General features: G+C 73.4%; 22 protein-coding genes. 11 read left to right on the top strand and 11 right to left on the bottom strand.

Features of this window, described 5'->3' with window-relative positions:
• The first annotated feature begins 26 nt into the window (after positions 1 to 26).
• The 6 genes from A4R25_RS13445 to hutH are packed head-to-tail and all read left to right on the top strand — an operon-like array spanning position 27 to position 7,828.
• On the top strand, positions 27 to 875 hold the full coding sequence (locus A4R25_RS13445) for a MurR/RpiR family transcriptional regulator (protein ID WP_064446926.1): 849 nt from the start codon (positions 27 to 29) through the stop codon (positions 873 to 875).
• Between the two features lie 12 nt (positions 876 to 887).
• The gene (gene hutU, locus A4R25_RS13440) at positions 888 to 2,534 is read left to right on the top strand and encodes a urocanate hydratase (protein WP_064446925.1); all 1,647 of its coding nucleotides are present in this window, start codon (positions 888 to 890) and stop codon (positions 2,532 to 2,534) included.
• A gap of 11 nt (positions 2,535 to 2,545) precedes the next feature.
• Positions 2,546 to 3,766: an allantoate amidohydrolase gene (locus A4R25_RS13435; protein ID WP_064446924.1), complete on the top strand. Its 1,221-nt coding sequence runs from the start codon at positions 2,546 to 2,548 to the stop codon at positions 3,764 to 3,766.
• Complete coding sequence (locus tag A4R25_RS13430; protein WP_064447244.1) at positions 3,763 to 5,127, top strand: formimidoylglutamate deiminase; 1,365 nt, start codon at positions 3,763 to 3,765, stop codon at positions 5,125 to 5,127. The genes A4R25_RS13435 and A4R25_RS13430 overlap by 4 nt, the downstream gene beginning before the upstream one ends.
• On the top strand, positions 5,124 to 6,293 hold the full coding sequence (hutI, locus tag A4R25_RS13425) for an imidazolonepropionase (RefSeq protein WP_064446923.1): 1,170 nt from the start codon (positions 5,124 to 5,126) through the stop codon (positions 6,291 to 6,293). The genes A4R25_RS13430 and hutI overlap by 4 nt, the downstream gene beginning before the upstream one ends.
• Positions 6,290 to 7,828, top strand: a complete 1,539-nt coding sequence (gene hutH, locus A4R25_RS13420; protein ID WP_043326196.1) for a histidine ammonia-lyase — start codon at positions 6,290 to 6,292, stop codon at positions 7,826 to 7,828. Before hutI ends, hutH begins: the two co-directional genes overlap by 4 nt.
• Before the next feature lie 2 nt (positions 7,829 to 7,830).
• Here hutH and rdgB read toward each other — a convergent pair whose 3' ends face one another.
• The 9 genes from rdgB to A4R25_RS13375 form a co-directional block, all read right to left on the bottom strand.
• Entirely contained in the window at positions 7,831 to 8,448 is a 618-nt protein-coding gene (gene rdgB, locus A4R25_RS13415; RefSeq protein WP_043326198.1) for an RdgB/HAM1 family non-canonical purine NTP pyrophosphatase, read from the bottom strand.
• On the bottom strand, positions 8,445 to 9,173 hold the full coding sequence (gene rph, locus A4R25_RS13410) for a ribonuclease PH (RefSeq protein WP_043326200.1): 729 nt from the start codon (positions 9,171 to 9,173) through the stop codon (positions 8,445 to 8,447). The genes rdgB and rph overlap by 4 nt, the downstream gene beginning before the upstream one ends.
• A gap of 73 nt (positions 9,174 to 9,246) precedes the next feature.
• The gene (locus A4R25_RS13405; protein WP_043326202.1) at positions 9,247 to 9,993 is read right to left on the bottom strand and encodes an MBL fold metallo-hydrolase; all 747 of its coding nucleotides are present in this window, start codon (positions 9,991 to 9,993) and stop codon (positions 9,247 to 9,249) included.
• Between the two features lie 223 nt (positions 9,994 to 10,216).
• Positions 10,217 to 11,182, bottom strand: a complete 966-nt coding sequence (locus A4R25_RS13400) for a PLP-dependent cysteine synthase family protein (protein ID WP_043326204.1) — start codon at positions 11,180 to 11,182, stop codon at positions 10,217 to 10,219.
• Positions 11,183 to 11,193: 11 nt separating this feature from the next.
• The gene (locus tag A4R25_RS13395) at positions 11,194 to 11,532 is read right to left on the bottom strand and encodes a MoaD family protein (protein WP_030501846.1); all 339 of its coding nucleotides are present in this window, start codon (positions 11,530 to 11,532) and stop codon (positions 11,194 to 11,196) included.
• A gap of 67 nt (positions 11,533 to 11,599) precedes the next feature.
• Positions 11,600 to 12,088: a Mov34/MPN/PAD-1 family protein gene (locus A4R25_RS13390; protein WP_030501847.1), complete on the bottom strand. Its 489-nt coding sequence runs from the start codon at positions 12,086 to 12,088 to the stop codon at positions 11,600 to 11,602.
• Positions 12,089 to 12,142: 54 nt separating this feature from the next.
• Positions 12,143 to 12,646 (bottom strand): DUF2017 domain-containing protein, encoded by a 504-nt coding sequence (locus A4R25_RS13385; RefSeq protein WP_030501848.1) that lies wholly within the window; start codon positions 12,644 to 12,646, stop codon positions 12,143 to 12,145.
• On the bottom strand, positions 12,643 to 12,933 hold the full coding sequence (clpS, locus tag A4R25_RS13380; RefSeq protein ID WP_030501849.1) for an ATP-dependent Clp protease adapter ClpS: 291 nt from the start codon (positions 12,931 to 12,933) through the stop codon (positions 12,643 to 12,645). Before clpS ends, A4R25_RS13385 begins: the two co-directional genes overlap by 4 nt.
• A gap of 115 nt (positions 12,934 to 13,048) precedes the next feature.
• On the bottom strand, positions 13,049 to 14,575 hold the full coding sequence (locus tag A4R25_RS13375; protein WP_064446922.1) for a hypothetical protein: 1,527 nt from the start codon (positions 14,573 to 14,575) through the stop codon (positions 13,049 to 13,051).
• 192 nt (positions 14,576 to 14,767) lie between these two features.
• Here A4R25_RS13375 and A4R25_RS13370 point away from each other — a divergent pair, with 192 nt between their 5' ends.
• From A4R25_RS13370 to A4R25_RS13355, 4 genes are read left to right on the top strand one after another with little or no spacing between them, the layout of a single operon-like run.
• Positions 14,768 to 17,440, top strand: a complete 2,673-nt coding sequence (locus A4R25_RS13370; RefSeq protein WP_064446921.1) for a LuxR C-terminal-related transcriptional regulator — start codon at positions 14,768 to 14,770, stop codon at positions 17,438 to 17,440.
• Between the two features lie 16 nt (positions 17,441 to 17,456).
• Positions 17,457 to 18,743 carry a nicotinate phosphoribosyltransferase gene (locus A4R25_RS13365; RefSeq protein ID WP_064446920.1) on the top strand — a complete coding sequence of 429 codons (1,287 nt, stop codon included), beginning with the start codon at positions 17,457 to 17,459 and terminating at the stop codon, positions 18,741 to 18,743.
• An 11-nt stretch (positions 18,744 to 18,754) separates the two neighbouring features.
• Complete coding sequence (locus A4R25_RS13360) at positions 18,755 to 19,336, top strand: isochorismatase family protein (protein ID WP_043326212.1); 582 nt, start codon at positions 18,755 to 18,757, stop codon at positions 19,334 to 19,336.
• 39 nt (positions 19,337 to 19,375) lie between these two features.
• Positions 19,376 to 20,617 (top strand): MFS transporter, encoded by a 1,242-nt coding sequence (locus A4R25_RS13355; RefSeq protein ID WP_064446919.1) that lies wholly within the window; start codon positions 19,376 to 19,378, stop codon positions 20,615 to 20,617.
• Positions 20,618 to 21,295: 678 nt separating this feature from the next.
• Here A4R25_RS13355 and ctaD read toward each other — a convergent pair.
• Together ctaD and A4R25_RS13345 are read right to left on the bottom strand one after the other, a co-directional pair.
• Positions 21,296 to 23,053 carry a cytochrome c oxidase subunit I gene (gene ctaD / locus A4R25_RS13350; RefSeq protein WP_043326216.1) on the bottom strand — a complete coding sequence of 586 codons (1,758 nt, stop codon included), beginning with the start codon at positions 23,051 to 23,053 and terminating at the stop codon, positions 21,296 to 21,298.
• A gap of 127 nt (positions 23,054 to 23,180) precedes the next feature.
• The gene (locus A4R25_RS13345) at positions 23,181 to 24,287 is read right to left on the bottom strand and encodes an FAD-dependent monooxygenase (protein ID WP_064446918.1); all 1,107 of its coding nucleotides are present in this window, start codon (positions 24,285 to 24,287) and stop codon (positions 23,181 to 23,183) included.
• 329 nt (positions 24,288 to 24,616) lie between these two features.
• Between A4R25_RS13345 and A4R25_RS13340 the strand changes: the two genes are divergently transcribed.
• Positions 24,617 to 25,753, top strand: a complete 1,137-nt coding sequence (locus A4R25_RS13340; protein WP_064446917.1) for a cellulose binding domain-containing protein — start codon at positions 24,617 to 24,619, stop codon at positions 25,751 to 25,753.
• Positions 25,754 to 25,779: the final 26 nt, after the last annotated feature.

Genomic DNA, 25,779 nt, shown 5'->3' with positions numbered 1-25,779 from the left:
AAAGTTTTCATGCATAGAGTCGGCTCGTGAATGAAAGCGGTGCGGCCTCCCCTGACCGCCTGCTCGACCTCTTCCACGGCGTACGGCTCACCCCGACGCAGCGCCGCATCGCGCACTGCCTGGTGCGGCACGCGGGCGCGGCGGCGTACCTGTCCGCCGCCGAGGTGGCCGAGCTCGCAGGCGTCAGCCAGCCGTCGGTGACCCGGTTCGCCATGGCGCTCGGCCACGACGGCTACCCCGCGCTGCGCCGCCGCCTGCGCGAGCTGGGCGCGCGCGACGGCGCCGACCAGGACCGCGCCGGGAACGCCCTGCAACGGGCGGTGCACGCCGAACGGGACAACCTCGACCGGCTCGCCGCGCAGCTCGCCGACGCCGACCGGGTCGCCGAGGTGGGCCGCCTGCTCGCCGCCAGCCGCCCGCTGCCGGTGCTCGGGCTGCGGGCCGCCGCGCCGCTGGCCGCCTACTTCGCCTACTTCGCGGCGAAGGTGCACCCGGACGTACGGGTGTTCGACGACGGCGGCAGCATGCTCGTGGACCGCCTGGACCAGGCGGTGGCGGCCGGCGCGACGGCGATGCTCGCGTTCGTGCTGCCCCGCTACCCCCGGGAGACCCTGGAGGCGCTGCGCGAGGCCCGGGACGCCGGCCTGACCGTCGTGGCGATCACCGACTCGCCGGTCAGCCCGGCCACCGAGCACGCCCAGGTGGTGCTGCCCGCCGCCGTCGGCGCCGACCTCGTCTTCGACCTGCACACCGCACCGATGACCCTGGCCATGGTGGTGCTCCAGGCGATCTGCGACGCCGCACCGGCCGAGACCCAGGACCGGCTCGAGGCGTTCGAGTCGTCCGCCGCCCGCCGCCAGTTGTTCCTCGGCTGAGAGGAGTACGAGATGCACCAGCCCGTCCGCGCCGCCCGCGGCGTCACCCGCACCGCGAAGGGGTGGCCGCAGGAGGCCGCCCTGCGGATGCTGATGAACAATCTCGACCCGGAGGTGGCCGAGCGCCCCGACGACCTGGTGGTCTACGGCGGCACCGGCAAGGCGGCCCGGGACTGGCCGTCGTACCACGCGCTCGTGCGCACGCTCACCGAGCTGCGCGACGACGAGACGATGCTGGTGCAGTCCGGCCGGCCGGTCGGTGTGATGCGGACCCACGAGTGGGCGCCGCGCGTGCTGCTGGCCAACTCCAACCTGGTCGGCGACTGGGCCACCTGGCCGGAGTTCCGCCGCCTGGAGTCGCTGGGCCTGACCATGTACGGGCAGATGACCGCCGGTTCGTGGATCTACATCGGCACCCAGGGCATCCTCCAGGGCACGTACGAGACGTTCGCCGCCGTCGCCGCCAAGCGCTTCGGGGGCACGCTCGCCGGCACGCTGACGCTCACCGCCGGCTGCGGCGGGATGGGCGGGGCGCAGCCGCTCGCCGTCACCATGAACGGCGGCGCCTGCCTGATCGTGGACGTGGACCGGTCGCGGCTGGACCGCCGGGTGCACGACCGCTACCTCGACGAGGTGGCCGACTCGCTGGACGACGCCATCGAGCGGGCGCTCGCGGCCAGGCGGGACCGGCGGGCGCTCAGCGTCGGCGTGGTCGGCAACGCCGCCGCCGTCTTTCCCGAGCTGCTGCGCCGGGGCGTAGCCATCGACATCGTGACCGACCAGACCAGCGCGCACGACCCGCTGTCGTACCTGCCGGAGGGCGTGGACCCGGGCGACGCGCGGGACTACGCGGCGGCCAAGCCGGCCGAGTTCACCGACCGGGCCCGGGCGTCGATGGCGAAGCACGTGGAGGCAATGGTCGGCTTCCTGGACGCGGGCGCGGAGGTCTTCGACTACGGCAACTCGATCCGGGGCGAGGCCAAGCTCGGCGGATACGAGCGGGCGTTCGACTTCCCCGGGTTCGTGCCCGCGTACATCAGGCCGTTGTTCTGCGAGGGCAAGGGCCCGTTCCGCTGGGCCGCGCTCTCCGGCGACCCGAAGGACATCGCCGCCACCGACCGGGCGATCCTCGACCTGTTCCCGGAGAACGAGTCCCTCGCCCGGTGGATCCGGATGGCCGGCGAGCGGGTCGCGTTCCAGGGTCTGCCGGCGCGGATCTGCTGGCTCGGCTACGGCGAGCGGGACCGGGCCGGGGTGCGGTTCAACGAGATGGTCGCGTCCGGCGAGCTGAGCGCGCCGGTGGTGATCGGCCGGGACCACCTGGACTGCGGCAGCGTGGCCAGCCCCTACCGGGAGACCGAGGCGATGGCCGACGGCTCCGACGCGATCGCCGACTGGCCGCTGCTGAACGCGCTCGTGAACACCGCCAGCGGCGCGTCCTGGGTGTCGATCCACCACGGCGGCGGCGTCGGCATCGGCCGGTCCATCCACGCCGGGCAGGTCTGCGTGGCCGACGGCAGCGCCCTCGCGGGGCAGAAGATCGAGCGGGTGCTGACGAACGACCCGGCGATGGGCGTCATCCGGCACGTTGACGCCGGCTACGACGACGCCCGCGCGGTGGCCGAGCGCACCGGCGTCCGCATCCCGATGGCCGAGTAAGGAAGGGCCCCTTGTTAACGCATTCTGCATGGGAAGGGTCCCTTCCTAACCGGTTCCGGGAGCTGTGGGACGAGATCGCGCCGATCGGGCGCGACGAGGGCAGCGGCGGCTACCTGCGCTACGCGCTGACCGAACCGGAGCTGCGGCTGCGGGAGTGGTTCCACAACCAGGCCGACGCCCGCGGGATGCCGGTTCAGCAGGACGGCAACGGCAACCTGTTCGCCTGGTGGGGCGACCCGGAGGCCGGCGACGCGGTGCTCACCGGCAGCCACTTCGACTCGGTGCCGCACGGCGGCGCGTACGACGGTCCGCTCGGCATCGTCAGCGCGTTCCTCGCCGTGGACGAGCTGCGGGCCGCGGGCATCACCCCGGAACGGCCGGTGGTGGTGGCCGCGTTCGTGGAGGAGGAGGGCGCGCGGTTCGGCGTACCCTGCCTGGGGTCGAGGCTGCTCACCGGCGAGATCGACGTCGACCGCGCGGCCGGGCTGCGCGACCAGGCCGGGACGACCTTCGCGCGGGCGCTCGGCGAGCGGCCGGCGGGCGCCGACCCGGCGCTGCTCGGCCGCTTCGCGGCCTTCGTGGAGCTGCACGTCGAGCAGGGCCGCGCGCTGGTCGACCAGGACGCGCCGGTCGCGGTGGCCTCCGCGATCTGGCCGCACGGCCGGTGGCGGTTCGACTTCACCGGCGAGGGCAACCACGCGGGTACGACAGCGATGGCCGACCGCCGCGATCCCATGCTCACCTACGCGTTCACCGTGCTGGCCGCGAACAAGGAGGCCCGGCTGCGCGACGCGCACGCCACAGTGGGCCGGGTGTCGGTCGAGCCGAACGCCACGAACGCGATCCCGTCCCGCGTCACCGGCTGGCTGGACGCGCGGGCGGCCGAGGCGGAGACGCTGTACGGTCTGGTCGAGGCGGTACGCGCCAAGGCCACCGACCGGGCCGGCCGCGACGGCACCGCGCTGACCTGCACCCAGGAGTCGGCGACCCCGCTCGTCGCGTTCGACCGCGGGCTGGCCGACCGGCTGGCCGCGCTGCTCGGCGCGCCGGTGCTGCCCACCGGCGCCGGGCACGACGCGGGCGTGCTGGCGGCGCACCTGCCCACCGCGATGCTGTTCGTGCGCAACCCGACCGGGGTGTCGCACTCCCCCGCCGAGGCGGCCACCGACGCCGACTGCGCCGCCGGGGTGACCGCCCTGGCCCGGGTCCTGGAGGAGCTGGCATGCCGCTGACCCGCTGGCTGGCCGAGTACGCCTGGCTGCCCGACCGCGCCGAGCCCACCCGGGACGTGCTGATCGAGGCGACCGACGGGCGGCTCACCGCTGTCACCCCGCTGACCGGGGACGGTCCGCCGACCGCCGGGGTGGAGGTGCTCGGCGACGCGGTACGGCTGCCCGGGCTGACGGTGCCCGGCCTGGCGAACGCGCACTCGCACGCGTTCCACCGGGCGCTGCGCGGGCGCACCCACGACGGGCGCGGCGACTTCTGGTCCTGGCGCAGCCTGATGTACGCGATCGCGACCCGGCTCGACCCGGACACCTACCTGGCGCTGGCCCGCGCCGTGTACGCGGAGATGGCGCTGTCCGGGATCACCTGCGTGGGCGAGTTCCACTATCTGCACCACGGTCCCGGCGGCACCCCGTACGACGACCCGAACGCGATGTCCGCCGCGCTGGTGGAGGCCGCCGCGCACGCCGGGATCCGAATCACGCTGCTGGACACCGCGTACCTGGCCGGGGGCGTGGACGGCGCGCCGCTGACCGGGCCGCAACGCCGGTTCGGTGACGGCGACGCGCTGCGCTGGGCGGCGCGGGTGGACGCGTTCGGGCCGGCCGACGACCACGTCCGGCTCGGCGCGGCCATCCACTCGGTGCGCGCGGTCCCGGCCGAGCAGCTCGCCACCGTGGCCGGCTGGGCCGACCGCAACGGGCTGCCGCTGCACGTGCACCTGTCCGAGCAGCCGGCCGAGAACGACGCCTGCCGGGCCGTGCACGGCTGCACCCCGACGCGGCTGCTGGCCGACCACGGCGTGCTCGGCCCGCACACCACAGCGGTGCACGCCACCCACCCGACCGCCGCCGACGTGGCGCTGCTCGGCGACAGCCGTACCCGGGTCTGCGTCTGCCCCACCACCGAACGCGACCTGGCCGACGGGGTCGGCCCGGTGCGGCGGATGGCCGACGCGGGCAGCCCGCTGAGCCTGGGCAGCGACAGCAACGCCGTGGTGGACCTGTTCGAGGAGGCCCGCGCGCTGGAGATGGACGAGCGGCTGCGTACCCGACGGCGGGGGCACTTCACGCCGGTCGAGCTGCTCGGCGCCGCCACCGTCGGCGGCCACGCCGCGCTGGGCTGGGGCGACGCCGGCCGGCTCGCCGTCGGGCAGCGGGCCGACCTGGTCACGGTACGGCTGGACAGCGCCCGCACCGCCGGGGTGCCGCCGGCCGGCGCGTTCTTCGCCGCCACCGCCGCCGACGTGACGAGCGTGATCGTGGACGGGAGGCCGGTGGTGGACGGCGGCCGGCACCTGACCGTGGACGTGCCCACCGAGCTGCGGGACGCGATCGCGGCGGTGACCGCGAAGGAGGACTCGTGACGCGCGGCAGCCTGCTCGTCGACCACATCGGCGAGCTGGTCACGAACGACGGCCGCGACGGCGACCCGCTGGGCATCAGGCGCGACGCCGCGCTGCTGGTCGAGGACGGCCAGGTGGCCTGGATCGGGTCGGCCCGCTACGCGCCCGCCGCCGACCGGCGGATCGACGCCGGTGGCGCGGCGGTACTGCCCGGCTTCGTGGACAGCCACGCCCACCTGGTCTTCGCCGGGGACCGGGCCGCCGAGTTCGCCGCCCGGATGGCCGGCGAGCCCTACACCGGCGGCGGCATCCGCACCACAGTCGGCGCCACCCGCGCGGCCTCCGACGGCGACCTGCGCGCCACTGTGGGCCGGCTACGCGCGGAGATGCTGCGGCAGGGCACCACCACCGTCGAGATCAAGAGCGGGTACGGCCTCACCGTCGCCGACGAGGCCCGCTCGCTGCGCATCGCCGCCGAGTTCACCGAGGACACCACGTTCCTCGGCGCGCACGTGGTCCCCGCCGAGTACGCCGACCGCCCGGACGACTACGTCGGCATGGTCTGCGGGCCGATGCTCGCCGCCGCCGCGCCGTACGCCCGCTGGATCGACGTGTTCTGCGAGCGGGGCGCGTTCGACGCCGACCACGCGCGGGCGATCCTCGCCTGCGGGCAGGCCGCCGGTCTGGGCGTACGGCTGCACGCCAACCAGCTCGGCCCCGGGCCGGGCGTACGGCTCGGCGTTGAGCTGGGCGCGGCCAGCGTCGACCACTGCACCCACCTGACCGACGCCGACGTCGACGCGCTGGCCGGCTCGGAGACGGTCGCCACGCTGCTGCCCGGCGCCGAGTTCTCCACCCGGTCGCCGTACCCGGACGCCCGGCGGCTGCTCGACGCGGGCGTGACAGTCGCGCTCGCCACCGACTGCAACCCCGGCTCGTCGTACACGTCGTCGATGCCGTTCTGTGTCGCGCTCGCCGTACGCGAGATGCGGATGACCCCGGCGGAGGCGGTGTGGGCCGCTACCGCCGGTGGGGCGGCGGCGCTGCGCCGCACCGACGTGGGGCGGCTGACCCCCGGGGCGCGGGCCGACCTGATCATCCTCGACGCCCCGTCCCACCTGCACCTGGCCTACCGGCCGGGGGTGCCACTGATCCGCCAGGTTCTGCACAACGGAGTGCCGCGATGACCACAGTGACCATCCTGTCCACCGGGGTCACCCCCGCCGACGTGCTCGCGGTGGCCCGCGGCACCGCCAAGGTCGTGCTCGACCCGGCCGCCACCGAGGCGATGGCGACCTCCCGGTCCATCGTGGACCGGATCGAGGCGGCCGGGCGGCCGGTGTACGGCGTCTCCACCGGGTTCGGCGCGCTCGCCAACACGTTCGTCGCACCGGAGCGCCGGGCCGAGCTGCAGCACGCGCTGATCCGCTCGCACGCCGCCGGGGTGGGCGCGCCGATGCCGCGCGAGGTGGTACGCGCCATGATGCTGCTGCGGGTCCGCTCGCTGGCGCTCGGCCGCTCCGGGGTACGCCCGCTGGTCGCCGAGGCGCTCGTGGACCTGCTCAACCACGACGTCACCCCGTGGGTGCCGGAGCACGGCTCGCTCGGCGCGTCCGGCGACCTGGCGCCGCTGGCGCACTGCGCGCTGGTGCTGCTCGGTGAGGGCTGGGTGCTCGGCCCGTCCGGGGAGCGCGTCCCGGCCGCCGACGCGCTGCACCAGGTCGGGCTGAAGCCGGTGTCGCTGGCCGCCAAGGAGGGGCTGGCGCTGATCAACGGCACCGACGGCATGCTCGGCATGCTGCTGCTGGCCGTCTCCGACGCCCGGCACCTGTTCGCCATGGCGGACGTGACAGCGGCGCTCGCCATCGAGGCGATGCTCGGCTCGGAGCGGCCCTTCCTGCCCGAGCTGCACGCGATCCGCCCGCATCCCGGCCAGGCCGCCTCGGCGGCGAACATCCACCGGCTGCTGCAGGGCTCGGCGGTGATGGACTCGCACCGCGACGACCTGGCGCACGCGGTGCAGGACGCGTACTCCATGCGCTGCGCCCCGCAGGTCGCCGGCGCGGCCCGGGACACGCTCGACTTCGTCGAGGTGGTCGCGGGCCGGGAACTGCTGTCCGTGGTGGACAACCCGGTGGTGCTGCCGGACGGGCGGGTCGAGTCGACCGGCAACTTCCACGGCGCGCCGCTCGGCTTCGCCGCCGACTACCTGGCCATCGCCGCCGCCGAGGTGGGCGCGATCGCCGAACGCCGGGTGGACCGGCTGCTGGACGTCACCCGCTCCCGGGAGCTGCCCGCGTTCCTGTCCCCCGACGCCGGGGTGAACTCCGGGCTGATGATCGCCCAGTACACCGCCGCCGGGATCGTGGCGGAGAACCGCCGGCTCGCCGCGCCCGCCTCGGTCGACTCGCTGCCCACCAGCGGCATGCAGGAGGACCACGTCTCGATGGGCTGGGCGGCCACCAAGAAGCTGCGCACCGTGCTGGACAACCTGACCAGCCTGCTCGCGGTGGAGCTGCTGGCGGCCGTACGCGGGCTCCAGCTCCGCGCCCCGCTGACGCCGTCACCGGCCGGGCAGGCGGCGCTCGACGTGCTCGGCCGCACGATCGGCGAGCCGGGACCGGACGTGTTCCTCGCGCCGCTGATGGAGGCGGCGCGCGACGTGGTACGCGGCCCGGAGCTGCGCGCGGCGATCGAACGGGAGATCGGCCCCCTCGGCTGATCTCAGGTGGCGGGCGGGAGCACCTTCGCGACCAGCTTGGCCAGCTCCCGCAGCGCCTTGCCGCGGTGGCTGACCGCGTCCTTCTCCTCGGGCGTCAGCTCCGCGTTGGTGCGCTCCTGCCCGTCGCCCAGGAAGATCGGGTCGTAGCCGAAGCCGCCCTCGCCGCGCGGCGCGCGCAGCAGCCGGCCGGACTGGCGGCCGTCGACCAGGTGCTCCTTGCCGCCCGGCAGCACCAGCGCGACGGTGCAGACGAACGCCGCGCCCCGGTGCTCGTCCGGCACGTCGCCGACCTGGTCCAGCACGAGCTGAAGGTTGGCGTGGTCGTCGCCGTGCCGGCCGGACCAGCGGGCGCTGAACACACCCGGCATGCCGTTGAGCGCGTCCACCGCCAGCCCCGAGTCGTCGGCGATCGTCGGCAGGCCGGTACGCCGGCAGCCCTCCCGCGCCTTGATCAGCGCGTTCTCGCCGAACGTGAGGCCGGTCTCCGGCAGCTCCGGGTACTCCTCGACGTCGTCGAGGCCGAGCAGCGCGATCCGGTGCGCGCCGAGCGCGCCGTCCAGGATCCGCTGCAGCTCGACGAGCTTCTTCCGGTTCCGGGTGGCCAGCAGGACCTTGTTCATGACGAGAGCGCCTTCCGCTGCGCGTCGGCCAGTTCCAGGCAGCCCGCCACGCCCAGGTCGAGCAGCGCGTCGAGCTGATCGCGGGCGAAGACACCCGCCTCGCCGGTGCCCTGCACCTCGACGAAGTCGCCGGCGCCGGTGCACACCACGTTCATGTCGACCTCGGCGGTGACGTCCTCGGCGTAGCAGAGGTCGAGCATCGGCTCGCCGCCGATCACCCCGACGCTCACCGCCGCCACCGAACGGTGCATCACCTTCTCCACCTTGCCGGCCAGCGCCTTCCGCTCGGCCAGCCAGGTCACCGCGTCGTGCAGCGCGACGTACGCGCCGGTGATCGCCGCGGTCCGGGTGCCGCCGTCGGCCTGGAGCACGTCGCAGTCGAGCACGATCGAGTTCTCGCCGAGCGCCTTGAGGTCCACGCAGGCACGCAGGCTGCGGCCGATCAGACGGGAGATCTCATGGGTACGCCCGCCGACCTTGCCGCGCACGCTCTCCCGGTCCGAGCGCGTGTTGGTGGCCCGGGGCAGCATCGCGTACTCGGCTGTCACCCAGCCCAGCCCGGAACCCTTGCGCCAGCGCGGCACGCCCTCGGTGACGCTCGCCGTACAGAGCACCCGGGTCGCGCCGAACTCGACGAGCACCGAACCCTCCGGGTGGGTGCTCCAGCCCCGGGTCAGGGTCACCGGTCGGAGTTGGTCGGGCTCCCGCCCGTCAGGTCGCGCCATGCCTGCACCCTATGCGGTGCGGTGATCGGATCGTCCGCGGGTGTCCGCCGACACGGCCCGGCCGCCGCCGGGGTCACACGTCGTAGCAGGCGCCGGGCCGCACCACGTCCAGCGGCCCGGCGTACGCCCCGGCCGCCGCCTCCACGGTCTGCGACTCGCTGCCCCAGGCCGGTACGAGATGGGTGAGCAGCAGCCGCCCCACGCCCGCCTTGGTGGCCGCCTCGCCCGCCTCCCGGCCGGTCAGGTGCAGATCCGGCGGGTTCTCCACGCCGTCCATGTAGCTCGCCTCGCAGAGGAACACGTCGGCGTCCTGGGCCAGGCGCAGCAACGCCTCGCAGGGCGCGGTGTCGGCGGAGTAGCAGAACACCCGCCCGCCGTGCTCCAGCCGCACCCCGTACGTCTCGACCGGGTGGTTCATCCGGTCGACGGTGACGCTGAACGGGCCGATCGGGAACGTGCCCGGCTGGAGACCGTAGAACTGGTAGACGTCCTCCACCGAGCCCTCCTCCTGCCCGTACGCGGCGGCGAGCCGGTCGGGCGCGCCGGAGGGGGCGTACATCGGCAGGGGCGGGTACGGACCGTCCGGAGCGTACCGGCGCACCACCACGTAGGACACCGCGTCGAACATGTGGTCGCAGTGCAGGTGGGTGAGGAGGACCGCGTCGGGGGCGTGCAGCCCGACGTAGCGCTGGAGCGTGGACAGGGAACCCACGCCGAAGTCGATCAGGAGCCGGAAGCCCTCGGCTTCCATGAGATAGGCCGAGCAGGGCGATTCGGGGCCCGGGAAGCTGCCCGCGCAGCCGAGGACGGTCAGTCTCATCCGGTGGCCTCGATCTCACCATGAGTAGTCGATGCGCCGGCGGCGACGCCGCCGATGATCTCTACCGACGCGCTCGCCACGCTGCGCAGCCTACGCGCCGCCCCGGTCGGGCAAGAATCATCTGCCGGAAGTTGTCATCAACGTGACACCCATACACGTCCGTCCGGGCAGACGCGGCGGTCCGGCCGGCGGGGACACCACCGGCCGGACCGAACGCGGGCCGTCACGCCCAGAGCTGCCCCTCCAGCGACTCCTCGGCGTCGGCGAGCGTGCCGCCGTACGCGCCGGTCGACAGGTATTTCCAGCCGCCGTCGCAGACCACGAACGCCACGTCGGCGCGGCGGCCGTCGCGGACCGCCTCGTGCGCCACCGCGAGCGCGGCGTGCAGGATGGCGCCGGTGGAGAACCCGGCGAAGATGCCCTCCACCTCGACGAGCTGCCGGGTCCGCAGCACGGCGTCCCGGGTGCCCACGGAGAAGCGGCGGGACAGCACACCCGCGTCGTACAGCTCGGGCACGTAGCCCTCGTCGATGTTGCGCAGACCGTAGACCAGCTCGCCGTACCGCGGCTCGGCCGCCACGATCTGGATCCCGTCGACCTTCTCCCGCAGGAAGCGGCCGGTGCCCATGAGCGTGCCGGTGGTGCCCAGCCCGGCCACGAAGTGGGTGATGCCCGGCAGGTCCTGCAGCAGCTCCGGTCCGGTCGTCTCGTAGTGCGCCCGGGCGTTCGCCTCGTTGCCGTACTGGTAGAGCATCACCCAGTCCGGGTGCTCGGCGGAGATCTGCTTCGCGGTCGCGACGGCCTGGTTCGAACCACCGGCGGCCGGCGAGAAGATGATCTCCGCGCCGTACATCCGGAGCAGCTGCACCCGCTCGGTGGAGACGTTCTCCGGCATCACGCAGACCAGCCGGTAGCCCCGCAGCTTCGCCACCATGGCCAGCGAGATGCCGGTGTTGCCGCTGGTCGGCTCCAGGATCGTGTCACCGGGACGGAGCCGGCCGGCCTCCTCGGCCGCGCGCACCATGTACAGCGCCGCGCGGTCCTTGATGCTGCCGGTCGGGTTCCGGTCCTCCAGCTTGGCCCAGAGCCGCACCGGCGGCGCCCCGGCGGGAACCGTCGGCGAGAGGCGGGGCAACCCGACCAGCGGGGTGCCACCGCACGCGTCGAGCAGGCTGTCGTACCGCGCCATCGCGGGCCCCCTCAGCGGGCGGCGCGCGTGGAGACCGCGTGCGAGGCGATCGCCGCGGCGGCCGCGAAGCCGAACGCGCCACCGGCCACGGCCGGCAGGATGGTCACGCTGTCGCCGTCGTTGAGCTTGGCGTCGAGCGCGCCCAGGAAACGGACGTCCTCGTCGTTGACGTAGACGTTGACGAACCGGTGCAGCACGCCCGCGTCGGTGACCAGGCGGGCCTTCAGGCCGCCGTGCCGCGAATCCAGGTCGGCGATCAGGTCGGCGAGCGTGTCGCCGCTGCCCTCGACGACCTTCGCGCCGCCGGTGTAGCTGCGCAGGATGGTGGGGATGCGAACCTCGATGGCCATGATGTCTCGTGCTCCTCGTTCGGGATGGTGCCAGGTGACGGGAAAAGGAAGGTGCCGGCGCTGAAGGTCAGCGGTCGGAACACTCGTAGTCGACCGTCGCCGGGCTCTGCCCGAACATGTAGGACTGGACGGCGTTCGGGTCCACGGCGGCATCCACGATCTTCACCGGTTCCTCGGTGATCACGCCGTCGACGATCCGGAAGGAGCGGATCTCCTCGGTGTCGGGCTCGCGGGTCGAGACGAGCAGGTAGTGCGCGCCCGGCTCGCCGGCGAAGGAGACGTCCGTGCGGGACGGGTAGGCCTCGGTCGCGGTGTGCGAGTGGTAGATCACCACCGGCTCCTCGTCGCGGTCGTCCATCTCCCGCCACACCCGCAACTGCTCCATCGAGTCGAACTCGTAGAAGGTCATGGAGCGGGCCGCGTTGTCCATCGGGATGTGCCGGGTCGGGGTGTCGCTGCCGACGGGGCCGGCGACCACGCCGCACGCCTCGTCCGGGTGGTCCCGACGCGCGTGGGCGACGATCGCGTCGATGATCGACCGGTCGATGCTCAGCACGCCACCAGCCTAGCCCCTGGCCGGGCCGGGCGGCGAGGTGGCAACCGTCACCACTCAGTCGATGAGCGCGTTGAGCAGGGACTCCTGCAGATAACCGAGGTAGGCGTAGACCGACAGTTGGAACACCCGGGACGAACCGGGGTCCTCGGCGACCGCGTCGTCGAGCTCCTCACCCAGGTCGGTGCCGTCCTTGATCTCCAGGCGTACGCCCATCGCCAGCCGGGCGTCGTTGAGCGCGCGCAGCCACGCTTCGGCCGCCTCCGCGTCGAGTCGCACCTCGCCGCCGGAGTCGCCGTCGGGCAGGGCGGCGAGGATCGCGCCCGCCTGGTCGATCTTCCCGGTCTTCAGATCGCCCTCGGTGTAGCGGCGGAACTCGGCGGTGCCGGCGTCGTCGTCCGGGTAGACGTCGGGGAAGAGCCGGCCGACCACCGGGTCACCGTGGTCGAAGCCGTCGGTCAGCAGCCCGACCACCTCGGCGGCGACCTTGCGCAGCACCCGGACCTCGTCGACGGCGAACGTCGCCACGTAGTGGTCGCCCCGGCGGCGGAACATGCTCATGACCTCTCCACCGTCGCCCAGAGACCGTACGCGTGCAGCTGCGCCGCGTCGTGCTCCATCCGTTCCCGGGCGCCGGTGGACACCACGGCCTTGCCCTTGTGGTGCACGTCCAGCATGAGCCGCTCCGCCTTCTCCCGGCTGTATCCGAAGAGCTTCTGGAACACCCAGGTCACATACGTCATCAGGTTGACCGGATCGTCCCAGACGATGGTCACCCACGGCCGGTCGGAGACCGGCACCTCTTCGGTGTCCGGCGTCTCGACCGGCGCAACCTGTGGAGCCGCCATGCCCCCCATCGTGCCACCGGATCCGGGGAACCGATGAACCGGAACACCGCGGCGGCCGTCGTCACCCGCCCGGGCCGCGTACGCGAGCCCGGGTCGCGGTGTGCCCGCGCCGTGGTCAGGCAAGCAGGATGCCGTGGTCGACAGCATCGGCGAGCACCCCGGTCAGCGAGAGACGGATCACCTCGAAGCGGCGGGACACCTCGCGGGACAGTTCGAGTTCGACCTCGCGCAGCGCGCGCTGGGCCCAGGACCGGGCGGCGTTCGGGTCGTTGTTGTCGGTCGCCCGCCAGTGCTGCCAGCAGCCGCCGTTGAGGGCGACGCCCACGGGCGGGAGCATCTCGTCCCGCTGCCCGCCGGGCAGCCCGGCCAGGGCGTCGAGAGCGCCTTCGCCGGTCAGCGCGGCGACCCCGGCCGTGCTGGTGACCAGGAGGACCCGGTCCAGCTCCCGGCCGTCCGGATGGTCGGCCAGGCTACAGCGCACCGCGTGCGCGATCCGCCCGCGTACGCCCTCTGCCAGCGGCGCGCCGAAGACCCGGGCGGCGGCGGCGTCGACGAGACCGCGGACGGCCTCGTCGCACTGCGCGGTGGCGAGCAGCGACAGCGCCTCCAGTTCGCGGTCGAGCATCTGCGGCAGGCCGGCGCAGCCGACCCCGAAGACGATCTCCTGCACCACCCGCAGGTGGATGTTCGCCAACTCCAGGGCGAGGTGCTGACGGATCCGGCGGGCGCAGGCTCGTGACCCCCTGTCGATCCGGTCCGCCAGCTCGCCGGGCTCGACGCCGGCCAGCACCGGCACCCGGCCGTGCGCGCCGGGCGGCACCGGCGGGCTTGCGCTGCCGCGGCGCAGTCCCTCGTCGGCGGCCCAGCCGACCAGCGCACGCCGCAGGTGCGGCAGCTCGGCCCGGCGGGCCGGGAACCACCGGGCCGGGGTGAGCGCCGGCACCGCGGCCAGCAGCGCCGCGCGGTGCGCCTCGATGGAGACCGACACCGGGTCGAGCCGGCGGGCGGACGGACCGGTGGCCTCCGCCGCCGGGCCGTCGGCCGACGCGGTCCAGCCGGTCGTGCCGGGGGTGACGGCGAAGAACACCTCGACCCGGGCGCGCGCCATCTCGGCGAGCAGGTGCAGCTCGGCCGCGCTGAACGCCTGGTCGGCGGAGATCACGAAGAGCAGCGCGCCGGCCCGGCCGACGGCGTCGCGCAGCACCCGGCCGCCGGCCACGCCGAGCGTGCCGGTGTCCGGCGTGTCGACCACGGCGAAGTGCCGCAGCAGCGGGTCGGGCAGGCTCAGCTCGACCCGGCGTGGCGGCCGGGCCAGCGCCGGGCCGGTCGCCATCGGGTCGGCGCCGTAGGCGTGCGGCTGGCGGTAGCCCGGGACGTACGCGGCGCGGGTCGCCTTCTCGGCGTGCTGGACCAGCAGGTTGCTTCCCGCGGGCACGGCGAGCGTCGCGGAGTCGATCCCGAGCAGGCCGGCGATCACCTCGCGCCGGCCGGCGCCGGCCGGGCCGGCGACGACCACGGCCATCGGATCGTCCGGTCCGGGCGTGGCCGCCCCGAGCCGGGTCGGCAGCGGGGCGCACCCGGGCGGGCCGGCCTGACGGCGCGGGTCGGGCACGTCGACCGAGGGGAGTGGACCCGGCGTCATCAGGTGGCCTCCCGGTCAGGCGACCGGGGTGCCGGTCGCGGCTTTTCCCTGGTTGCAGGGGCTGTCGGAAGAGTACGGCTGTCGGCCATCCGACAACGAACACCTCCGATACTCATGGGTAACGGCCAGATTACTCAACTTCACTGCGTAACGGCCCGCACGCGGACGGAACACGGTCGATATGCTGCTCCGATGAGTAGGTGGGAGTTCGTCGGCCGTAGGGATGAACTCAACCGTCTGTTGTCGACGATCGGCCGACCCGGGGGGCGCGGGTTGCTCTTCAGCGGCGACGCCGGGGTCGGCAAGAGCCGGCTGCTGCGCGAGGGCGTCTCCGAGCTCTCCCCCGAGCGGTACGCGATCTGGTCCATCGCGGCCAGCGCCACCACCGCCGCGCTCCCCTTCGGCGGGCTCGTCCAGGTGCTGCCCGCCACCCAGCCGCAGGGGCTCTCCCCCGCCGGAATCCTGCGCTGGGCCGTCGACGTGCTGCAGGAACAGGCCGCCGGCCGGCCCATCGTCCTCGCCATCGACGACGCGCACCTGCTCGACCCACCCTCGGCCGCGCTTGTGCACCTGGTCGCCCGCTCCGAGAACGCCACAGTCATCGGGACGCTGCGCAACGGCGAGCAGATCCCGCTGCCGATCCGCGCGCTCTGGACCGACGACCTGGTCGAACTGGTCGAACTGGGCCCGCTCGGCCGCAGCGAGACCACCGGTCTGCTCGCCGCCATCCTGGGTGGACCGGTCGACGCCGGCTCCTCCGACCGGCTCTTCCAGCTCTGCGCCGGCAACCCGCTGCTGCTGCGCGAGCTGGTCCTGGCCGCCGACGACGAGCTGCGCCGCACCTACGGGATCTGGACCTGGACCGGGCGGCTGGAGCTGGCGCCCAGCCTCACCGACCTGATCGACACCCGGATCGGGCAGCTCACCCCCGGCGTCCGGGCGGTGGTCGAGCTGGTCGCCTTCGGCGAGCCGCTGGGCCTGCAACTGCTGGAACGGGCGGTCGACCCGGCGGACGTGGAGACGGCCGAGGAGCGCGGGCTCATCACCCTGATCCACGACGACCGGCGGCTCAACGTCCGCCTGGCGCACCCGCTCTACGGCGAGGTGATGCGCCGGCACTGCCCGGTCAGCCGCACCCGCCGGCTCCAGGCCACCCTCGCCGGGCTGCTGGAGCAGGTCGGCACGCGCCGCCGCGACGACCTGCTGCGGGTCGCGGTGTGGCGGCTCGACTCGGGCACGGCGCAGGACGTCGCCCTGCTGCTCGACGCGGCGGTCCAGGCGTTCGGCCGGTACGACGTGCCGCTGGCCACCCGGCTGGCCCGCGCCGCGCTGGAGGCCGGCGGCGGCACCGACGCGGCCGAGCTGCTGGCCACCATCCTGATGTTCGGCGACCGGCCGGACGAGGCGATCAGCGTGCTCGACCAGGTCGCCGGGGAGATCCACGACGACCGCCGGCGCAGCCGGTGGCTGACGGTCCGGGGCATGGTCAGCTACTGGGGACTCAACCGGGAGTCCACGGTGGAGGAGATCGCCGCGCGCGGCGAGGAGCTGCGCGACCCCGCCGACCGGACTCGCGTACGCGCGTTCGAGGCCATCATGCGACTGCACCGGCTCGACGTCGACGTCGCGGTACGGCTGGCCCAGGAGGTGCTCGACCGCCCGGCCGCCCCGATGGCCGCCCGGGAGCTGGCCCGCTGCACGCTGGCCCACCTCCAGGCCGCGCAGGGGCAGTATCAGCGCAGCGCCACCGCGATCGCCCGGGTCCAGGCCGAGGCGGCGTGCTGGCGGGCCGACATGCCCTACCTCCAGCTCGCCATGGAGCTGGCCCGGGGCACCCGGCTGACGCTCTCCGGCGACCTGCCCGGCATCGACGCGATAGTCGCCGACGAGTTCGCCGACCTGGCCGGGGCCGGTGACTTCCGGCTCGGCACCGGCTACCTGGCCATCCTCCAGGCGTACGCGGCGCGGCTGCGCGGGCGCGGCGACGAGGCGCTGCGGACCAGCCTGGAGGCGTGCGCGGTGCTCGCCACCAGCCGCGTGTACGCCGGGCTGGCGCACGCCGAGCGCGCCCAGGCCGCCGCGCTGCGCGGGGACGTGACGCACGCGGCCGACGCGATGGCCGAGGCGGACCGGACGCACGCACCCGGCATGGCCGTGCTCTATCCCTGGCTGGAGCAGGCCCGGGGCGCGGTCCAGGCCGCGACGGGTGACCTGCCGGCGGCCACCAAGCACCTGTGCGCGCTCGCCGACCGGCTGCGCGAGGACGGCCTGGCCGGGCACGAGCTGCTCGTCCTGCTCGACCTGGTCCGGTTCGACCAGGCCGCCGCGCCGGTCGGCCCGACCTGCACCGACGGCGGCCGGCGCACCGTGGCGCAACGCCTGGCCGAGCTCTCCGAGAAGGTCGACGGCGTGCTGCCGCCGCTCGTCGCCCGGTTCGGCCGGGCCGCCGCCGACGGCGCCCCGGACGCCCTGCTGGCCGTCGCCGACGGTTTCGCCGACCGCGAGCTGACCGTGTACGCCGCCGAGGCGACCGCCATGGCGCTGCACCGGACGCGGAACGCCCGCGCCGGCGCCACCGGGCCGGTCCGGGAACGCCTCGCCGACCTGCTGCGCCGCTGCGACGAGATCTCCACCCCGGCGCTGCGGCGGCTCCGCCCGACGCTCAGCGACCGGGAGTGGGAGGTCGCCCGCCTGGCCGCCGACGGGGTGACCAGCCGGGCCATCGCGGAGCGGCTGTTCCTGTCCACGCGAACGGTGGAGAACCACCTCCAGCGCGTCTACAGCAAGCTCGGCGTCGCCGGGCGCGGCGAGTTGCGGGCCGCGCTGCGGTCGATGCCGGGGCACGACGGCACGGAGCCGGACTGAACTCTAGGCTGGAGCGGTGAGCACCCTTCGCCCCGCGCTGCTGACCGACCACTACGAGCTGACCATGGTCAGCGCCGCGCTGCGTGACGGCACGGCCGACCGAAGCTGCGTCTTCGAGGTGTTCAGCCGGCGGCTGCCGGCCGGGCGCCGGTACGGGGTGGTCGCCGGCACCGGCCGGTTGATCGAGATGATCCGCGACTTCCGGTTCGACCCGGCCGAGATCGACTTCCTGCGCCGTACCGGTGTGGTGGACGACCGGGCCGCGCAGTGGCTGGCCGACTACCGCTTCACCGGCGACATCGACGGCTACGCCGAGGGCGAGCTGTTCTTCCCCGGCTCCCCGATCCTCACCGTGTCCGGCACGTTCGCCGAGTGCGTGGTGCTGGAGACGCTCGTGCTGTCGGTGCTCAACCACGACTGCGCGGTCGCCGCCGCCGCGGCCCGGATGGTCACCGCCGCACGGGGGCGGGCGCTGATCGAGATGGGCTCCCGCCGCGCGCACGAGGAGGCCGCCGTCGCCGCGGCGCGGGCCGCGTACCTGGCCGGGTTCCGGTTCACCTCCAACCTGGCCGCCGGGCAGCGCTACGGCATCCCCACCGCGGGCACCGCCGCGCACGCCTTCACACTGCTGCACGACGACGAGCGGGCCGCGTTCGCGTCCCAGGTCGCCACGCTGGGCAAGGACACCACGCTGCTGGTCGACACGTACGACATCGCCCAGGGCATCCGCAACGCGATCGCCGTGGCCGGGCCGGAGCTGCGGGCGGTCCGGATCGACTCCGGCGACCTCGCGGTGATCGCCCAGCAGTCCCGCGAGCTGCTCGACTCGCTCGGCGCCACCGAGACGAAGATCATCGTCTCCGGTGACCTCGACGAGTACGCGATCGCCGCGCTCGCCGCCGAACCGGTGGACATGTACGGCGCCGGCACCGCCGTGGTGACCGGCTCCGGCGCGCCCACCGCCGGACTGGTCTACAAGCTGGTCGAGGTGGAGGGACGGCCGGTGGTCAAACGCTCCGAGCACAAGGCCACCATCGGCGGCCGGAAGGTCGCGGTCCGCCGGCACAAGCCGACCGGGACCGCCACCGAGGAGGTCATCGTCCCGCAGGGCGTGCCGGACCGGCAGCCCAACGACCGGTTGCTCCAGCGCTCGTACGTGGTGTCGGGCGAGCCGGAGACGCCGCCCACGCTGGAGGAGTCGCGGGACCACCTGCGCCAGTGCCTGATCTCCATCCCGTGGGAGGGGCTCAAGCTCTCCGCCGGCGACCCGGCCGTCCCCGTCACCGTCGTACCCGCGAGCTGAGGAGGAACCCGATGGCGAACGCCCTGATCATCGTGGACGTGCAGAACGACTTCTGCGAGGGCGGCTCCCTCGCGGTCGGCGGCGGGGCGGGAGTGGCCGCCGGGATCTCCCGGCTGCTCGCCGCCGAGCCGGACCGGTGGGACCACGTGGTCGCGACGAAGGACTACCACATCGACCCGGGCGCGCACTTCGGCGACCCGCCGGACTACGTCGACTCCTGGCCCCGGCACTGCGTGGTCGGCACCTCCGGCTCCGAGTTCCACCCCGAGCTGGCGACCGACCGGGTGGAGGCGATCTTCCACAAGGGCGAGCACGCGGCCGCGTACTCCGGTTTCGAAGGCCATGCGCCCGACGGCGAGTGCCTGGCCGACTGGCTGCGCCGGCACGACGTGGACCGGGTCGACGTGGTCGGCATCGCCACCGACCACTGCGTGCGCGCGACCGCGCTGGACGCCGCCCGGGAGGGCTTCCGGACCACTGTGCTGCTCGACCTGACCGCCGCCGTCGCGCCGGACACGCTCGACGTGGCGCTGCGGGCCCTCGACGGCGCCGGGGTGACAATGGTGGGCGAGCCTGTGATCGCCACCGCTTGACCCGGTAATCGCTTGCGGGTGTCGTACCCCGGCCCCAGGATGGCGCCGGAGGTACGGACCGTCGTGAACCTGAAGCCTTACCGGGAGGCGCTCGCCCTACCCGGTGTCCGATCGTTGCTGCTGGTGTCGGTGCTGGCCCGCGTGCCGCTCACCGCCACCGGGGTGACGCTCACCTTCTACGTGGTGCTCGACCTGGGCCGCGGCTACGGCGCCGCCGGCCTGGTCGGCGCCGCGTCGACCATCGGCGCGGCGGTCGGCGCCCCGCTGCTCGGGCGGCTCATCGACCGCCGGGGACTGCGGCCGGTGCTGGTGCTCACCACTGTCGCCGAGGCGCTGTTCTGGTCCGCCGCGCCCACACTGTCGTACCCGGTGCTGCTGCCGGCCGCGTTCCTCGCCGGGCTGCTCGCGCTGCCGATCTTCTCGATGATCCGCCAGTCGATCGCCGCGCTCGTGCCGGCCGAGAAGCGCCGCCCCGCGTACGCGCTGGACTCGATGGCGATGGAGCTGTCGTTCATGGTCGGCCCGGCGCTCGCCGTCGCCCTGGCCACCGCCGTCACGCCGCGCCTGACGCTGTGGGCGGTCGGCGCCGGGATCGTCGGCTCCGGCATCTGCTTCTGGCTGCTCAACCCGCCGGTGCGGGCCGCCGACGAGCAGACCGGGCCGCAGCGCCCGGTGCACCGCCGCGAGTGGCTCACCCCGCGCCTGCTCGCCGTGCTGGCGGTCAGCCTCGCCGCCACCCTCGTGCTCGGCGGCACCGACGTCGCAGTGGTCGCCGTGCTCCGCTCCGGCGGCGAGGTCGGCTGGACCGGCGTCGTGCTCGCCGCCTGGGCGGTCGCCTCGCTGGTGGGTGGCTTCGCATACGGCGCGGTACGCCGCTCGTTCTCCCCGCTGGCGCTGGTGGCGGTGCTGAGCCTCGCCACCATCCCGGTCGGGCTGGGCGGATCGCACTGGTGGCTGCTCTGTCTCGCGCTGATCCCGGCCGGTGCGCTCTGCGCGCCCACCCTCGCGTCCACCTCCGACGCGGTCAGCCGGCTGGCCCCGCCCTCCGTACGCGGTGTGGCGATGGGGCTGCACGGCTCCGCCGTGACGGTGGGCATCGCGCTCGGCGCGCCGCTGGCCGGCGCGGTCATCGACGCCTCCGCGCCCGCGTGGGGCTTCGCGGTCACCGGCACGATCGGGGCGCTGGTGGCGCTGGTGGTGCTCCCGATCGAGCTGCGCCACCGCCGCACCCCGGCCCCCACCCCGACCCTGGATCCCGACCTGGCCCTAGCCCCCCGCTGACCCCTCGGCCGGAGTTCGTGTCTCCGCGAGGCGGAGGGCGAGGCCAGAACGGGGAAGTGGCTGGGTCCAGGTGCCCTTGACACCCCCACTCCCCCGAACATGTGCCTGCGTGACGCCCCCGCCGGCCCGGAACCCCACCCTCCCCGAAGTTGACCAAGGAGTTGGCGTCCCCTCAGGCACCGCAGGACCACACAAACCCCTTGATCACCGGAGCGCCCGAGGCAGGGGCGGAGCCAAAACGGGGAAGTGGCTGGGTCCACGCACCCCGGATACCCCCACTCCCCCGAACTGGTGCCCGCGCGATGTCCCCGGCCCCGAACCCCACCACCCTGCAAGTTGACCAAGGAGTTGGCGTCCCCTCAGGCACCCCAGGACGACACAAACCCCTTGATCACCGGAGCGCCCAAGGCAGAGCGAAGCCAGAACGGGGAAGTGGCTGGGTCCAGGTACCCCGGACACCACCACTTCCCCGAACTGGTGCCGCGCCCCCGCCTCACCCCGCCTCACCCCGTCGATCATGAGGTTGGCAGCGACAAAACGGACACGAACTGCCGTCAACTTCATGATCGACGGGGACGGGCGGATCGGGACAGGCGGGACAGGGCGGGCAGGGAAAAGGGCGGGCGCCGCGCCCCCGTCAGGGAGTGCGGCGCCCGGCTCGACGTGACGGCGCGAAACTCAGCGCTGGTCGAGGTTACCTGCGGTGTCCTCCTGGTAGCTGGCGCCACCGTTGACCTCGCTGGTCAGCGGCTTGGCACCACCCTCGGGCGGTCCGGCCAGGCTCTGCCCGGCAGCCAGCTCGGGGAACTTCGCGTCGAACGCCGGCCGCTCGGAGCGGATGCGCGGCATGCGGTCGAAGTTGCGCAGCGGCGGCGGGGAGCTGGTGGCCCACTCGAGCGAGTTGCCGTAGCCCCACGGGTCGTCGACCTCGACGACCGGGCCGGTCTTGTACGACTTCCAGCAGTTCCAGATGAACGGCAGCGTCGAGATACCGGTGATGAACGCGCCGATCGTGGAGATCGTGTTCAGCGTGGTGAAGCCGTCGATGGCCTGGTAGTCGGCGTACCGGCGCGGCATGCCCTCGTTGCCCAGCCAGTGCTGCACCAGGAACGTGGTGTGGAAGCCGATCATGGTCAGCCAGAAGTGGATCTTACCGAGGCGCTCGTCGAGCATCCGGCCGAACATCTTCGGGAACCAGAAGTAGATGCCGGCGAAGACGGCGAACACGATGGTGCCGAAGAGCACGTAGTGGAAGTGCGCCACCACGAAGTACGAGTCGTGCAGGTGGAAGTCGAGCGGCGGGCTGGCCAGCAGCACACCGGTGAGACCACCGAAGAGGAAGGTCACCAGGAAGCCGATCGAGAACAGCATCGGCGTCTCGAAGGTGATCTGGCCCCGCCACATGGTGCCGATCCAGTTGAAGAACTTCATACCGGTGGGCACCGCGATCAGGTAGCTCAGGAAGCTGAAGAACGGCAGCAGCACCTGGCCGGTGGCGAACATGTGGTGCGCCCAGACGCTCATCGACAGCGCGGCGATGGCGATGGTGGCGGCCACCAGGCCCTTGTAGCCGAAGATCGGCTTCCGGGAGAACACCGGGATGATCTCGCTGATGATGCCGAAGAACGGCAGCGCGATGATGTACACCTCGGGGTGACCGAAGAACCAGAACAGGTGCTGCCACAGCATCGGCCCGCCGGTCGCCGGGTCGTACACGTGGGCGCCCATCAGGCGGTCCGCGGCGAGCGCGAACAGCGCGGCGGCCAGCAGCGGGAAGACCAGGATCGCCAGCAGGCTGGTGACCAGCATGTTCCAGGTGAAGATCGGCATCCGGAACATGGTCATGCCGGGCGCGCGCAGGGTCAGGATCGTGGTGATCAGGTTGACCGCGCCGAGGATCGTGCCCAGACCGGAGATGGCCAGGCCGACGACCCACATGTTCGCGCCGACGCCCGGGGCGTGGTCGGCGGTGCTCAGCGGCGTGTACGCGGTCCAGCCGAAGTCGGCCGCGCCGCCGGGGGCGATGAAGCCCGCCGTGGCGAGCGTGCCGCCGAACAGGTAGAGCCAGTACGCGAAGGCGTTGAGCCGCGGGAACGACACGTCCGGCGCGCCGATCTGCAGCGGCACCACGTAGTTCGCGAAGGCGAACACGATCGGCGTCGCGAAGAACAGCAGCATGATCGTGCCGTGCATCGTGAAGAGCTGGTTGTACTGCTCGGGCGACAGGAACTGCAGGCCCGGCCGCGCGAGTTCGGCTCGCATGATCAGGGCCATCAGGCCACCGATCATGAAGAACACGAACGCGGTGACCATGTACATGATCCCGATCTGCTTCGCGTCCGTGGTGCGCAACAGCCGCGCGAGGGCCGACCCCTTGACCGGCTCCCGGACCGGCCAGGGCCGGGTCACGACCGGCTTGGGTGCGACGGTGGTCACGAGTGGCCTCCGGTTCTGGTTGTCCCGCTCGGCGCGCTGGTCATCGGCGCAGCCGTCATCCGCAAGGAGGATAGTCCCCGGTAGGTGGCCCCGCCGCGTGGGGTGGGCGGCTACGATCTCCGGCCGCCTAGAGCGGGCCGGTCAGGAGCCGGTAGTGCTCCCGGAAGATCCGTCCGCCGCGTCCGCGCAGCAACGGGTCGCGCAGCGCCGGCGGCACGTCGCGGGTGCGGTTGCGGTCCCGGGTCCGGTCCCGCACCCAGCGGGTACGCGGGCGGCGGCGACTCTCGTACGCCAGCAGCGCGGCGTCGACGCTGCCGGCGGCGCGCAGCGACTCGGCGAGCACGACGGCGTCCTCCAGCGCCATGGCCGCGCCCTGGGAGAGCGTCGGCGCGGTGGCGTGAGCGGCGTCACCGACGAGCAGCACCCGGCCGTGGAACCACCGCCCCAGCTCGACTTCCTCGGTGCGCTCGACGCACACCGTCTCCAGCGCGTCCAGCACCTCCGGGACGGGGCCGCCGTAGGAGCCGAACAGCTCGCGCAGCCGGGCGAGCGGGTCGGCGGGCAGGTCGGTGCCGGCCTCGTCGGCGTAGCAGTAGAGCCGCCCGGCGCCGAGCGGCACCACCAGGAACCCGGCCCGCTGGCCGAGCAGGGCGGTCCAGTCGGCGATCGGCGGGCCGCCGCGCACGAGGGCCCGGTAGACCACGTGACCGGCGGGGCGGGGCGGCCCGCCGAGCGCGGCGAGCGTGCGTACCGCCGAGCGTGGCCCGTCCGCGCCGACTACCAGGTCGTACTCCGCGCTGGTGCCGTCGGTGAAGCCGACCGCCACGCCTCCGGGCAGCGGGTCGACGGTGCTGACCTCGGCGCCGTGGCGGACCGCGCCGCCGGCGCCGGTGAGCAGCACCCGGTGCAGCTCGGCCCGGGGCAGCGCCCGGCATTCCCCCACTCCGGTCCAGAGCGCGTCGAGGTCGACCTCGCACAGCGGCGCACCGGCGGCGTCGAGGAAGCGCTGCCGGTGGATCACCTGGCCGAGCGGGCGCAGCGGGCCGTCGAGGTCGAGCCGGCGCATCGCCCGGGCCGCGTTGCCCGGCAGGTAGAGGCCGGTGTCTGTCGACTCCGCGGGTGGCAGCCGCTCGGTGACGTCGGGCCGGAATCCCGCCAGGCGAAGCGCCCGGGCGACGGCGAGTCCGGCGATGCCCGCGCCGACGACGAGGACGCGCAGGGGTGAACCACCCATGGTGGGTTACGCCTCCGGAGGGGAACGGCACGCGTTGGAGGCAAGACATTACTCGCCGCAACCAGGCGGCGGAAGTGCCCGCTCGCCCTGGCACGGACCGCCGGTCGGCGGCACACCCCGTCCCACCGGCAGGAATCCCGCCTCCATCTGGGGGAAGGGGTCGGCCGCGGCACTCGGTCGCACCACCGGCCGTACGCGGAGCGTTAACGAGCCCGGCGCATTTGCGCAATGATTTGAGACATGTAAATGTATTCCCTGCACCGTGGGAGCGCTCCCGTCCGTAGCACCGACCGAACCGGCGCCGTCCCCGCGCCGAGCCAAGGAGCATCATGAAGCGTCCACTCAGGGCTCTCGCCGCAGCCGGCCTGCTGGCCGCCGGCACCATCGTCGCCGTAGCGCTCGGCGGCACCGCCTCCGCCGACACGCAGATCTGCGAGCAGTACGGCTCGACCACCATCGGCGGCAAGTACGTGGTGCAGAACAACCGCTGGGGCACCAGCGCCCAGCAGTGCATCAACGTCACCTCCACCGGCTTCTCGATCACCCGGGCGGACGGCTCCGCGCCGACAAACGGGGCGCCGGTCGCCTACCCGTCGATCTTCGTGGGCTGCCACTACACCAACTGCTCGCCCGGCACGAACCTGCCGGTGCAGGTGAAGAACATCAGCAGCGCACCGTCCAGCATCAGCTACAACTACGTCAGCGGCGCGATCTTCAACGCCTCGTACGACATCTGGCTCGACCCGTCGCCGAAGCGGGACGGGGTGAACCAGATGGAGATCATGATCTGGCTCAACCGGCAGGGCTCGATCCAGCCCATCGGCTCCCCGGTCGGCACCGCCAACATCGCGGGCCGGACCTGGGAGGTGTGGCGCGGCAGCAACGGCTCGAACAACGTCATCTCGTACCTGTCGCCGTCGGCCATCCCCAGCTTCAGCTTCGACGCGCTGGCGTTCATCAACGACACCCGTAACCGGGGCGCGATCACGAACGACTGGTACCTGACCAGCATCCAGGCCGGCTTCGAGCCGTGGCAGGGCGGCGTCGGGCTGGCGGTCAACTCGTTCTCGCAGAACGTCAACACCGGCGGCTCCAACCCGCCGCCGACCACGTCGGCGCCGACCACGCCCCCGCCCTCGGGCGGCGCGTCCTGCACCGTCACCTACAAGGCGGCGAACGTGTGGAACAACGGCTTCACCGCCGAGGTGACGGTCAAGAACACCGGCTCCGGCACGATCAACGGCTGGACCCTCAACTACAACCTGCCCTCCGGGCAGACCGTCACCAACGCGTGGAACGCCACCGTCAGCCAGAGCGGCTCCGCGGTGACCGCCCGCGACGCCGGCTACAACGGCACGCTGTCGCCCGGCACGTCGACCACCTTCGGCTACCAGGCGACGCTCAACGGCAGCTACTCGGCACCGAGCAGCTTCACGCTCAACGGCTCCACCTGCGCCCGGGGCTGACCACCGCACACGGGAGGGGGCGCGGT

It is taken from the genome of Micromonospora sp. NBRC 110037 (assembly GCF_001652995.1).
GTDB classification, from domain to species: domain Bacteria; phylum Actinomycetota; class Actinomycetes; order Mycobacteriales; family Micromonosporaceae; genus Micromonospora; species Micromonospora chalcea.
Note: the sequence above shows the minus strand (reverse complement) of the source record. Positions and strands in the feature narration are given on the sequence as shown.